Source organism: Streptomyces sp. NPDC026589 (genome assembly GCF_040638385.1).
Lineage (GTDB): Bacteria > Actinomycetota > Actinomycetes > Streptomycetales > Streptomycetaceae > Streptomyces.
Map to the genome: position 1 here is coordinate 94,289 of NZ_JBEZYG010000014.1, position 11,905 is coordinate 106,193.

Annotated in this window: 15 protein-coding genes; 14 read left to right on the forward strand and 1 reads right to left on the reverse strand. The window is 68.9% G+C overall.

The genetic code is table 11. The features are described 5' to 3' along the window. The first annotated feature begins 11 nt into the window (after positions 1–11). Complete coding sequence (locus AB0F29_RS24040) at positions 12–203, forward strand: hypothetical protein (RefSeq protein ID WP_361875368.1); 192 nt, start codon at positions 12–14, stop codon at positions 201–203. Between the two features lie 2 nt (positions 204–205). Continuing rightward, the gene (locus AB0F29_RS24045) at positions 206–1,687 is read left to right on the forward strand and encodes a phage capsid protein (protein WP_361875767.1); all 1,482 of its coding nucleotides are present in this window, start codon (positions 206–208) and stop codon (positions 1,685–1,687) included. 16 nt (positions 1,688–1,703) lie between these two features. Here the strand turns inward: AB0F29_RS24045 and AB0F29_RS24050 are convergent, their stop codons facing one another. Further along, entirely contained in the window at positions 1,704–1,844 is a 141-nt protein-coding gene (locus AB0F29_RS24050; RefSeq protein ID WP_361875371.1) for a hypothetical protein, read from the reverse strand. Between the two features lie 160 nt (positions 1,845–2,004). Here AB0F29_RS24050 and AB0F29_RS24055 point away from each other — a divergent pair, with 160 nt between their 5' ends. The 12 genes from AB0F29_RS24055 to AB0F29_RS24110 all read left to right on the forward strand — a co-directional run bounded on the left by AB0F29_RS24055 (position 2,005) and on the right by AB0F29_RS24110 (position 11,892). Beyond that, complete coding sequence (locus tag AB0F29_RS24055) at positions 2,005–3,849, forward strand: phage minor capsid protein (RefSeq protein WP_361875374.1); 1,845 nt, start codon at positions 2,005–2,007, stop codon at positions 3,847–3,849. Between the two features lie 4 nt (positions 3,850–3,853). After that, on the forward strand, positions 3,854–4,027 hold the full coding sequence (locus tag AB0F29_RS24060) for an Rmf/CrpP fold protein (protein WP_361875377.1): 174 nt from the start codon (positions 3,854–3,856) through the stop codon (positions 4,025–4,027). A 104-nt stretch (positions 4,028–4,131) separates the two neighbouring features. Continuing rightward, positions 4,132–4,878 (forward strand): hypothetical protein, encoded by a 747-nt coding sequence (locus AB0F29_RS24065; RefSeq protein ID WP_361875380.1) that lies wholly within the window; start codon positions 4,132–4,134, stop codon positions 4,876–4,878. Positions 4,879–4,931: 53 nt separating this feature from the next. Further along, positions 4,932–5,942: a major capsid protein gene (locus tag AB0F29_RS24070; RefSeq protein WP_361875384.1), complete on the forward strand. Its 1,011-nt coding sequence runs from the start codon at positions 4,932–4,934 to the stop codon at positions 5,940–5,942. Next, positions 5,942–6,121, forward strand: a complete 180-nt coding sequence (locus AB0F29_RS24075; protein WP_361875387.1) for a hypothetical protein — start codon at positions 5,942–5,944, stop codon at positions 6,119–6,121. The genes AB0F29_RS24070 and AB0F29_RS24075 overlap by 1 nt, the downstream gene beginning before the upstream one ends. A gap of 4 nt (positions 6,122–6,125) precedes the next feature. Further along, complete coding sequence (locus AB0F29_RS24080) at positions 6,126–6,512, forward strand: hypothetical protein (protein WP_361875390.1); 387 nt, start codon at positions 6,126–6,128, stop codon at positions 6,510–6,512. Next, positions 6,509–6,826: a hypothetical protein gene (locus tag AB0F29_RS24085; protein WP_242742364.1), complete on the forward strand. Its 318-nt coding sequence runs from the start codon at positions 6,509–6,511 to the stop codon at positions 6,824–6,826. Before AB0F29_RS24080 ends, AB0F29_RS24085 begins: the two co-directional genes overlap by 4 nt. Further along, positions 6,823–7,170 (forward strand): hypothetical protein, encoded by a 348-nt coding sequence (locus AB0F29_RS24090; protein ID WP_361875393.1) that lies wholly within the window; start codon positions 6,823–6,825, stop codon positions 7,168–7,170. The genes AB0F29_RS24085 and AB0F29_RS24090 overlap by 4 nt, the downstream gene beginning before the upstream one ends. After that, positions 7,167–7,601: a minor capsid protein gene (locus AB0F29_RS24095; RefSeq protein ID WP_361875396.1), complete on the forward strand. Its 435-nt coding sequence runs from the start codon at positions 7,167–7,169 to the stop codon at positions 7,599–7,601. Before AB0F29_RS24090 ends, AB0F29_RS24095 begins: the two co-directional genes overlap by 4 nt. A gap of 12 nt (positions 7,602–7,613) precedes the next feature. After that, positions 7,614–8,099, forward strand: a complete 486-nt coding sequence (locus AB0F29_RS24100) for a hypothetical protein (RefSeq protein WP_361875399.1) — start codon at positions 7,614–7,616, stop codon at positions 8,097–8,099. Next, the gene (locus tag AB0F29_RS24105) at positions 8,096–8,620 is read left to right on the forward strand and encodes a hypothetical protein (RefSeq protein WP_361875402.1); all 525 of its coding nucleotides are present in this window, start codon (positions 8,096–8,098) and stop codon (positions 8,618–8,620) included. Before AB0F29_RS24100 ends, AB0F29_RS24105 begins: the two co-directional genes overlap by 4 nt. 200 nt (positions 8,621–8,820) lie before the next feature. Further along, positions 8,821–11,892, forward strand: a complete 3,072-nt coding sequence (locus AB0F29_RS24110) for a phage tail tape measure protein (RefSeq protein WP_361875405.1) — start codon at positions 8,821–8,823, stop codon at positions 11,890–11,892. The last annotated feature ends 13 nt before the right edge of the window (positions 11,893–11,905 follow it).

Consider the following 11,905-nt stretch of genomic DNA (forward strand, 5'->3'; position numbering starts at 1 on the left):
AGGCCGTCACCGTGGCGTACACCCCCGCCGTCAGCATCACCCTGCCCGTCATGATCACCGTCGGCGACCTGTCGTGCGAGGCCGGGACGATCACGATCGAGCCGGACGACACGGCGGGCAGCATCCGCCGCGAGATCGCCGCGTTCCTCCGGGAAGCCGCCGACGTCGTCGAGCGGTCCGCCGAGGAGGTGACCACGCCGTGAGCATGCCCGCACCCGGGGCCGCGTGGCCGCCGCCGCACATGGCCGCCGTCTACCGCGAGATGCGACGCGACGCCATGTGGTACGCCGGAGACCCCAACCGACTCGCCGCGCTGGCTGACCGGCGCGAGAACGGGGTCGAGGCCAGACAGGGCCGCCGTCGGCTCGGTCGGCAGCAGCCGGCCGACTTCCCCCGCAAGCGCGAGCGTCGGTTGCACGTCCCGCTGCCGGGCGACATCGCCACCAAGTCGGCGAACTTGCTGTTCGCGGACATGCCGACGATCACCGCGCCGACCGCCGCGACGAACACGTTTCTGGGCGACGCGCTCGACACGATGCACCTGCACGAGGTGCTGCTCGGCGCAGCGGAGCAGGCCGCCGCCGTGAGCGGGATCTTTCTCCGGCTGACGTGGGACAAGGACATCGTGCCGGACCGGCCGATCCCGACGACCGTGCAGCCGGACAACGCCATCCCCGAGTACGCGTTCGGCATCATGCGCGCCGTGACGTTCTGGCGGGAGCTGGACGGCGGCGACACCCAGACCGTCTACCGGCACCTGGAGCGCCACGAGCCCGGCCGCATCGAACACGCTCTCTACGAGGGCACCCCCGACAATCTCGGCCGCGCCGTGCCGCTCACCGAGCACACCGACACGGCCGGGCTGATCGGCTCACTCGGCCCCGACGGGGTGTCGGTCGAGACCGGTATCCGGATGCTGACCGCCACGTACGTGCCGAACATGACGCCCAACCGCCTGCACCGGTCGAGCCCGTACGGCCGGTCGGACTTTGCCGCGCCGATTCACGACCAGTTCGCCGCGCTGGACGACGTCTGGACGAGCTGGATGCGTGACATCCGCCTCGCCCGCGCACGGCTGGTCGTCCCCGAGGGCTTCCTCACCAACATGGGCCCCGGCCAGGGCGCGGCGTGGGATGACGACCGCGAGGTCTACAGCGGTATCAACATGCCGCCGAACGAGGGCGGCGGGCTGACCTTGGCTCAGTTCAAGATCAGGGTGGACGAGCACCAGCGGACAGCCGAGGCCCTGACCCGCAAGGCAGTCGAGAGCGCCGGATACTCCGCGCAGAGCTTCGGGTTGCAAGGCGGCGGGCAAGCGCTCACCGCAACGGAGGTCGACGCCCGCGACGAGGATTCCACGGTCACGACGAAGAAGAAGGCGGGCTACTGGAAATCACGTCTGCCGGACTTTCTGTGGGCGTACCAGCTGCTCGCCGTCGCACAGTTCGGCGCGAGGATTACGCCAGAGCGGCCGGCCGTCGAGTTTCGGCTCGACGCCGCCGAGAGCGAGCAGTCCAAGGCGACGACGTTGGAGCTGTACGCCCGCGCTGGAGCCGTGAGCACGGCCACCAAGGTCAAGTACCGATCGCCCGACATGCCCGACGAGGACGTTGACGCCGAGGTTGCCGCGATCCTCGCCGAGACGGGCGCAGGCGCACCCGACCCTGGCGACACCTACCCCATGTAGAAACGCAGCAGCTCTCTTAGTCTCCGCTGACGATCGCGTACACGACGAAGGCGAAGACCGCGATAGCGACGAGGACGGCGCACCCCTTGAGCTGGTCAAGTACGCGATCAGTTTCCTGTCGAGCCGAGGGGGTGGCAGCCGCGCTCATCACGAGCATCAAGCCGCACCGTCGGCAACTCCCATTGCCCATCGGCCCCCAGTAGCTGACCAGTTGACCGCAGCGGTCGCACTTTATTTGGTTCGGCTGAGTGTGGTCAGTCGGCATGGGCCCAACGTAACGCGCCGCCGCTTGCGTTGCAGTGCTTACGGGAGGTCACGTGCCGATTCACCCGGGGATGGTCGAGGACCTGGCCGCCGGTACACGGGACCTGTACGCGAACGCCGAGGAGCGCCTACTCGGCATCATCGCCCGCCAGCTGGCGGGCGGTTACGACTCGCCGCAGTGGGCCGAGCGGAAGCTCGCCGCTGTCTCGGCACTCCGCCGTGCGGCGGTCGCCGTAACCGACCAGCTCGACCAGGCCGTCACCGCCGAGATTTTCGACGTGACGGCCGAGGCGTACAGCACCGGTCACCGCGCCGGAGTCGCCGAGCTTGGCACGCTCGACGACGACGCCCGCCGCTTGGTCGACGAGATCGCCCCGCAGGCGCAGGCAGTCGACCGGCTTGCCGAGCAGACCGTGACCCGTGTGACCGACACGCACCGCAGCATCCTGCGGACGATCGTGGACCGTTTCCGGGCGATCGTCGGGCAGGTGGCCGCACTGCCGCTGCTCGGCACGAGCACCCGCCGCCAGGCCACACAGGACGCGATGCGGAAGTGGGCCGACGAAGGAATCACCAGCTTCACCGACCGGGCCGGCCGCCGGTGGAAACTCACCTCCTACGCGGAGATGGCGGTACGCACCGCCGTGGGCCGCGCCGCGACCGAAGGCCACATGCGGACCCTGGAGGCCGCCGGGGTCGAACTGGTCATCGTGTCCAACAGCCCGCGCGAGTGCCCTCTCTGCCGCCCGTGGGAGACCCGCGTACTGACTATCAGCGGCCCTGACGGGGCCCGCACGGTCGAGGTGGAGCACGGCACCCGCGACGGCGAGATGGTGCCCGTACGCGTCGCTGGATCGCTCGACGAGGCGCGCCGCGCAGGGCTCCAACACCCCAACTGCCGCCACAGCGTGTCCGCGTACACCCCAGGCATCACCCGCACCGAGACCGCCCGGCCGGACCCCAAGGGGTACGAGGCCGGGCAACGGCAACGGGAGATAGAGCGGAAGATCCGGCAGCACAAGAACCGGTCGGCCGCAGCGACGACGCCCGAGGAGAAGCGCGCCGCGAACGCCAAGACGCGCCAGTGGCAGAGCACCATGCGCGATCACCTCAAGACGCACCCCGATCTGCGGAGGCTCCGCGCCCGCGAGCAGGAAGGGGCCAGCAACCTCCCGCCCGAGCAGCGCACCCGCGCCCCCGGGCAACCCGCCCCCGCGCGCACCGCGCCGAGCAGCCCGTACGTCCAGGCCGCCCGCGTCCGGTCAGGCGACGACGGGACCATGCACGAGATGACCGACGACGAGCTGGGCACCGCGATGCAGGCCGTTTCTCTCGACGACCGCGACCGCAACCGGATCGCCGCCGAGCTGGACCGCCGCTACCCGCCCGCCCCGCTACCGGCCCCGGCCGCGACCGGCGACGCGGTCGAGGATCTGCTCGCCGACCGCGCCGCCCTGGACGACGCGCTCAACCCCTTGCCCGTACCGGAGCAGTGGGGGGCGCTCGCCAGGGACGCGAAGTTCGCCGACGACCTCGCCGCGGCTGTGGCCGCCGCCGAGCGGAGGACGGGCGACGCCGAACCGCGCGAGCGGATCACCCGAGCCAAGGCACGGGAGATGTACGCCGAGTACGTCTACCGGCAGTACCTCGACGCCGAAGCAGCGTGCCGCGGCTACCTGCTCAACAAGAAGGCGCAGACCGACGGCATCGACCCGATGAGCCTGTTTTCCGGACCGGCCAGGATCGCCCACTCTCGCGCCAGCGACGAGCTGAGAGAGTGGTGGGCGCAGCATGGCAGGTTGACGCAGGCCGAGTTCATCGAGCAGGCGACCGGCGAGGCTCAACGTCACGCCGCCCAGGCTCGGTTGAACGAGTCCGCCCACCAGAACAAGAGGTGATGACGTGGGGACGCGCGAGGAGATCACGCGGGCAATGTCGGAGGGTGCCGAGGCCGGGCGCCGAGGTGACCCTCCGGCCGTTTGCCCGTACCCGCGAACGTCGCTGCTCCGTGGCGCGTGGGTACGCGGGTACGCCCGCGCCCGCCCGCTCAACACCACCGAGAACGACGCCGAGTAGGCGCACCACAGACCAGCACCTCCCCAGGGGCCCGCCAGGAGCGGGCCCCTTTTGCATGCCCACACGGCCCGCCAGGCGCGGGCCCGACCGCACCAGGAGTGCACATGAACACCGCGACCTTCCGTCACCCGCTCGCCACCCACCCGGCCGGGACCGTCCTCGGTCACCGCGCCGACGGCCGGCCGATCTACGCCATCGCCGGAGGCGACGGCACCGGAGAGGGCGGCGGCACCGGGAGCGAGGGGGCCCAGGGCGCGGCCGGTGGCGAGCAGCAGGGCCAGGGCGAGCAGGACTCGACCGGCCAGCAGCAGGGTCAGCAGCCTGCCGACGGCGACGTCTCGACGCTTCCCGCGTGGGCGCAGAAGGCCATCAGTGACGCCCGCGCCGAGGCGGGGAAGTCCCGGACCGTGGCCAAGGCGAACGCCGCCAACGCCGCCGAGCAGGCTCTCGCGCAGAAGATCGGGCAGGCACTCGGTCTCGTCAAGGACGACCAGCAGGCGACGCCCGAGCAGCTGACACAGCAGCTCGCCGAGTCGCAGAAGTCGGCCCGCGAAACCGCGGTTCACCTCGCCGCGTACAAGGCGGCGCAGACCGAGCAGGCACGCGCCGACCGGCTGCTGAACTCCCGCAGCTTCACCGACAAGCTCGCCCAGCTCGACCCGGCCGCCGCTGACTTCGGCGAGCAGTTGAAGACCGCGATCAAGGCCGAGGTCGACACGGACCCCGACCTGTACAAGGTCCGGCCGGCCGGAGCCGTCAAGGGCGGCGCCGACTTCAGCGGAAGTGGCCCCGGCGAGAAGAAGGCCGCCAGCCTCCAGGACGCCGTAGCCGCCCGACTCGCGGCCGGCTGAATCTACCCGCCGCCCCATCCCGGGGTCGGCCCACATGAACAGGAGTCCCACCCATGGCAGCGATCACGCTCGCCGAGGCGAAGAACAACGCCACCGACGACCTTGACCTCATGGTCATCGACGAGTTCCGCAAGGGGTCGGCCGTTCTCGACTCCCTCATCTTCGACCAGGCCGTGAACCCGACCGGTGCGGGCGCCACCCTCACCTACGGATACCGGCGGCTCATCACGCAGCCGACCGCGGCTTTCCGGGCGATCAACAGCGAGTACGCGCCGTCGAACGTTACGACCGAGCGGTACACCGTCGACCTCGCCGTCCTCGGTGGCAGTTTCGAGGTTGACCGCGTCACCGCGAAGATCGGTGCCGCCGCGTCCGGGGCCGTCGCCCTGAACATGGGGCAAAAGATCAAGGCTACGAACACCCAGTTCCAGGACACCGTCATCAACGGTGACGTCGCGACGGACGCGAACGCATTCGACGGGCTCGACAAGGCCCTTGTCGGCAGCGACACCGAGTTCCGGGCCGACGAGGTTACCGACTGGTCCGATTTCGACACCGACCCGGCCGCCGTACACAGGGCCCTGGACGCGGTCGACGAATTCCTTTCGCTGCTCGACGGCTCCCCGTCCGTGATTCTGGGCAACGCCAAGGCGCTCGCCCGAGTCCGCGCCGCTGCCCGCCGGGCGGGCATGTACACCCGTAACCCGGTCGAGGGCCTGCTCGGTCCCAGCGGACGCCCGATCGAGAGGGAGCAGTACGGCAACATCGTGTTCGCCGACCCCGGGAACAAGGCCGGGTCCAACAGCCCGATTATCCCGATCGAGGGGCGCACCGTCGGCGGTACCCCGGCGACCGGGCTGACCGACCTGTACGCCTACCGTGCCGGGCTCGACGGATTCCACGGCGTCGCCACGGCCGGGGGCCAGATCGTCAGCAGCTACCTGCCTGACTTCACTTCTTCCGGAGCCGTGAAGAAGGGCGAGGTCGAGATGGGCCCGGTCGGCGTCGCGCTCAAGGCGACGAAGGCCGCGGCGGTCTTCCGGAACCTGAAGGTGGCCGCCTGATGGCCATCATCACTGCGCCCGTGGAGGGCTTCACCGGGACCGGCGTTGCCGGTCTCGTCTTCGCCGACGGCCGGGCCGAGACCGACAGCCCGGCCGTCATCGCGTACGCGCACCGGCACGGCTACGAGGTCGAGGAGACCAAGCCGCGCCGGAAGACGCCGGAGACCCCGAAGGAGTAGGCCGGTGCCCCGTGTGTACGCCACTCCTGAGCAGCTGGCGGACGCCACGGGGCAACCGGCCCCGGCCGACGCCGTACGGCTGCTGACCCGCGCGTCCGAGGACGTCGAGGACGCACTCCGGACCGCCATCTACGACACCGACGCCACCGGCATGCCGACCGATCCCGATGTCCGCGACGCCCTGGCCGCCGCCACGTGCGCGCAGGTGGAGTACGTGACGGCGCAGGGCGGCGACGACACCGGAGCGGCCGGCCAATGGGACTCCGTCAGCATCGGGCCCGTCGCCATGTCCGGACGCAAGGGCGGTCCCGTGGGGTCCGCCGTCGACATCGGGCCGCGGGCCCTGCGCACGCTCACGCGGGCGGGACTACTCCCGGGGGTGATCTGGTGAGGGTGCCCACGTGGCTGCTGCCGCACCTGATCGTCATCGAGCGGTACCGCGGGGAAGGGCCGGTGGGGTCGATCTACTGGCCGCCGGGTGATCCGGTGCGCGCACTCGTCTCCGAGAAGGTGCGCACCGTGCGGGACCGGACCGGGGCCGAGGTGACCAGCACCGCGCAGATCATCGCCGCCCCGGATCTCGACTGCCCCGCACAGTCGCTCATCACGCTGCCGTCCGGCCGTAAGACGACCGCGCTGCACATCGCCCCGCACACCGCGCCGGGTCTCCCCCTGCCCCAGTCGTCAGAGGTGTTTTGCGAATGACCCGAGCGCGCCTGACGTGGAACGGGGACGCGGTACTCAAGGGCACCCGGGCGGGCGCGGCGCGCGGGCTGAGGCTCGGTGCCGAACACGTACTACAGGTGTCCCGGGGTCGAGCCCCCATCGAGGAGGGCACCCTCGAACGCAGCGGTACCGCGACCGTGGACGAGCAGCAGCTCACGGCCGCTGTCGCCTACGACACCCCCTATGCGGTCCGGCAGCACGAGGAGATGGACTACCGGCACGATGCCGGGCGTACGGCGAAATACCTTGAGCAGCCGATGGCGGAGGAGGCCGACACGGTCGGCGAGATCATCGCCGCCGAGATGCGCCGGGCCCTGCGGTGAGCTACACCGTCGACCTGATCGAGGGCCTGGCCGAACTGCTTGACGAGCAGGGGCTCGGCACCTACGGGCCGCCGGATGAGCCGTACCCCACGACGGGTACGGCCATCGTGCTGGGCGTCATGCCCACGCTGCCGGACCGGGTGCTGTGCCTGACCCCGTACCCGATCGAGGACACCGGGGGGCCGGAGGCGACCACCGCCGTTCAGGTCCGCATGCGCGCCGGGCGAGACCCGCGCGCCGTCTACAACCTCGCCGACGCCCTGTTCGGCGTGCTGCACGGACGTGAGTACTTCCGGCTGCGCACCGTCCCGGTGGGCTTGATGTGGCGGGCCTCCGAGGCCCCCCTCGGTCTGGACGCAAACGGGCGGATGGAGCTGACCGCCAACTACTACGCCCGGACCACGCGCCCGAGCGCCCACGCTTACGAGTAAGGAACAGCCCACATGAGTACACCTGTTGAGCCGGATGTTGTCGCGCTCGCCCGCCGGTGGCGGATCGAGGTCAACGTCGGCAGCGCCGCGGTTCCCGACTGGAAGGTCTGCCCCGGCATCACCTCCTTCCAGCCGGCCGCCGAACCGAACATCGAGGACAGTTCCGACTACGACAGCGACGGATGGGCCGGGAACACCAAGACCGGCCAGTCGTGGGAGCTGTCGCTCACCATCAACCGTCGGATCACCGAGACCGCGAAGACGTACAACCCGGTGCACGAGGAACTGCGCTTGGCGTCGTACGCGTACGGTGAGGCGTCCCGCGTCCATGTCCGGTACATGGACCGGCGCGGCCTCCCCGAGGCATACGAGGGTCGTGCCCTGGTGACGTGGGCCCCGTCCGGCGGGGAGTACACGGCGCTGGATCAGGTCGAGGTGACCCTCACGGGTGACGGCCCGCTCCTGCCGATCGACAACCCCGTTGTCGTGACCCCGTGAGCGGCGACTTCGCCGCACTCGGCGACTTCCTCGACGACGCCCTCGAACTGCCCGTCACAGGTGAGGACGGCGAGACCCGCACGTACAGGATCACCGGCCCGTCCGCCCGGAACGGGGTCAAGATCGAGCGCATCACCACCCTGGCCGCACGGCTCGCCGCCGGGGGCAAGGCACCGACGGCCCCCGTCCTCGACGATGACGAGGAGCTGGACCTCTACCGGATGTGTCTCGGCTCGACGTACGAGCAGCTGCTCGACGACGTGTCCTGGACCGCGTTTCGGCACGTGGCGCTTACGGCCATGATGTGGATCACCGCCGACCGCGAGACCGCAGCCGCGTACTGGGCCACGGGGACCGCCCCGGGAAAAGCGCCGAACCGGGAGACCAGGCGGTTGGCGTCGCGCGGCTCCTCGGCAAAGGGTGCGGGGAGTACGACCCGGACACCGGGCTCTACGAGTGGTACGAAGGCGGGCTCGGCCAAGGCCAAGGGCAAGGCCAAGGCCAAGGCGGCGTCTCACTGACGTGGGATGCCCTGCTGGACCGGTGGGAGCTGATCGAGGCCGACCTCCACGAGGTCTACGGCATCGACGCCGAATCCGGTGTGTTGGACGAGCGCTCGTGGCGCTGGCTCCGGCTCCGCATCACCGGTCTGCTCTCCACTGAGTGTCGAGTGCACCGCACCTTCGCACCGCCCGATTCCGGGCAGAAACGGGGGCGGTAAATGGCGCTCACTGTTGGGGAGTTGACCGGGTACATCACGATGGACGACGGGGAGGTCCGTCCCGCGCTTCGGCGCGCGGAGGGTGCTCTCCGTACGTCTGGGCAGCAGATGACGCGGGACTCGGAGGGCGCCGGGCAGGCTGCCGGGCAGGCGCTCGGCGCGGGGCTGGTACGGGCGGCTGACGGGTCGATCCGGGACAGCCGCGGGCGGTTCGTCGCGGCCGGCCGCCGCGTCGGCCAGGCGGCGGGGGACGCGCTCGGTGGCGGGTTGCGGCGCGGTGCCGAGGATGGCGCCGACGAGGCGGTGATCGTCGTCGAGGGCGGGTTCTCCCGTATCCAGATGGCTGCTGCTGCGGCCGGTGTCGCGGCGGGCGCGGTGCTCATGCAGGGCATCGCGCAGCACCTCGAACAGACGCAGATCACGGGTCGTCTGGGGGCGCAGCTGGGGGCGACTCCGGCTGTGGCGCAGAAGTACGGGCAGATCGCCGGGCGTATGTACGCGGACGCGGTGACGGCTGATTTCCAGACCGCTGCTGACGCGATTTCCGTGACGATGCGGGCGGGGCTTCTTCCGACCGGTGCGACGGATAAGCAGATTCAGGCGATCAGCACGAAGGTCTCTGACCTTGCGTCGACTTTCGAACTGGACCTCGGCCAGTCCGCAAATGCTGTCGGGCAGATCATGAAAACTGGTCTGGCCCCGAATGCGAAAACCGCCCTGGACGTTATCACCAAGGGCATGCAGGAAATGGGCCCGCGCGCCGATGACGTGATGGATACCTTCAACGAGTATTCCGTCATTTTTCAGCGTCTGGGCCTGGATGTGCAGACCACCACGGGACTGATGTCGCAGGGCATGAAGGCGGGCGCGCGCGATACCGACGTGGTCGCCGACGCTCTAAAGGAATTCACGATCGAGGCCGTAGCCGGGTCAGAAAAAATGGTCGGCGGCTTCAAAGACATCGGGCTGAATTCCGGCCAAATGATCAAAATGATTTCCAAGGGCGGGCCAGAGGCCACGAAAGCCCTGCAAATGACGCTCGACAAGTTGCGGGCGATGGAAGATCCCGTTAAGCGTGATGCTGCTGCGGCCGAGCTTTTTGGCACCAAATCCGAGGATATGCAGAAGGCGCTTCTAGCTCTCGACCCGTCGAAAGCAGTTGCCGCACTCGGCAAATTCAAGGGCGCGTCCGACAAGACAGGTGACTCTCTACGCGACAATGCGGGCGTGCGGCTTCAGCAGTTCCAGCGCGGAATGCAGCAGGGCGTAGTGAATCTGATCGGTGGCCAGGTCGTCCCGGCGCTGATGCAATTCGGTCAGTGGGCGCAGCGGAATTCTGGAACGTTGCAGGTGCTGGCCGGTGTGGTCGGGGGCGCGTTGGTTCCGGTGCTGATCCTTATGGGCGTGACAGCCACGGTCGCGGCTACTCGTACGGTCGCCGCGTGGGTGATGACCGGAGCGTCGTCTCTGGCGTCGGCCGGCACTCAGGTGGCTGCCGGTGCGCGGGTGGTCGGGGCCTGGCTCCTCATGGGCGTCCAGTCCCTCATTCAGGGCGCACGGATGGCTGCTGCCTGGGTAATCGCGATGGGCCCTGTGGGCTGGGTGATCGCCGCATTGATCGGTCTCGGAATTCTCATCTGGAAAAACTGGGACAAGATCAAAAAGTGGACTTCCGCCGCGTGGGAATGGATATGGGGGCACATCAAATCCATTGGCGGCGCGATCGTCGAGTTCTTCATCAAGTGGAGCCTGGTCGGGATTTTCCTCCGCCACTGGGACGCCATCAAAACCGGTGTCGCCACCAAGGGCGGCCAACTCGTCAATTGGGTGAAGGGCCTGCCGGGGCGCATCAGTCGCGGTATCGGCTCCCTGAATAGCCTCCTGTACGACAAGGGTAAGAATGTCGTGCAGGGCCTTTGGGGCGGCATTCAGGGAATGTCCGGGTGGATCAAATCCAAAATCATGGGGTGGGCTAAGTCGGCCATTCCGGGGCCGATCGCGAAGGCCTTGGGGATTCGGTCCCCGTCCCGTGTGACCAAGGCGCAAGGTCGCTGGGTGGCTCGCGGCCTCATTGACGGTCTGCTGGGCTCTAGTAAGCAGATCAGGGCCGCCGCCGCGAAGGCTGCGGACATGGTCACCGACGGCCTACGACCAGGTAAGAAGCGGTCGAAGGCGCTCGGGAAAATCAGCTCCGACAGCAAGAAACTGTTGGCGCTGGCGAACCGGGAAACCAAGGTTGCCGCTCAACTCAAGTCCGCGCAAAAACGGCTCGCGAGCCAGATCGAGGCACGCGACAAACTGTCTGCCGATGTCCGGCAGGGCGTTCTCGAATCCGGGAACATCACGGCGATGGACGGGCCCGCCACGGCGGACACGATCATCAACACCCTTACCGCACGAGTGGCGCAAGCACAGCTTTTCGCTAAGCAACTCGCGGCGCTCAAGAAAAAGGGTGTGCGCGCCGACCTGATCGCACAGATTGCGACGGCTGGCGTCGAACAGGGCGCGGCCTCGGCCGCTGTTCTGGCAAACGCTTCGGCCGCTCAGGTAAAGCAGATCAACGGACAACAGGCGGCATTGGTCAAGGCTGCTGGCGCTGCTGGCAATACTGCCGGTGACGCCATGTACGGCGCTGGTATTCAGGCTGCACGGGGCCTTGTTCGTGGACTTCAGAACGAACAGAAGTCCATTGAGCGTCAAATGCTGAAGATCGCCACCGGAATGCAGAAAGCAATTCGGCAGGCGCTCGGAATCAAGTCCCCGTCGCGGGTTATGGCGGCGATCGGCCGTTTCATTCCGCAGGGGCTCGTGCGGGGTATCGACGGCGAGCGTGCGGCTGTCGACCGGTCCCTGTCGGCCCTGGTCGATCCGTCGGCCGTGCCGGTCCCCACGGGGGCCGCTGCGGGCTCGTACGGCGCGGGGGGCGGCGGGTCCGCCCCGGGCCGCACGGTGATCGAGATTCGATCGTCCGGCTCGCGCCGGGATGACCTGCTTCTGGAAGAGCTGCGGCACGCGATTCGCGTGCGCGGTGGGGACGTTCAGCTCGTGCTCGCGGGCAAGAAGACGACGTAGGAAGGAGGGCGCC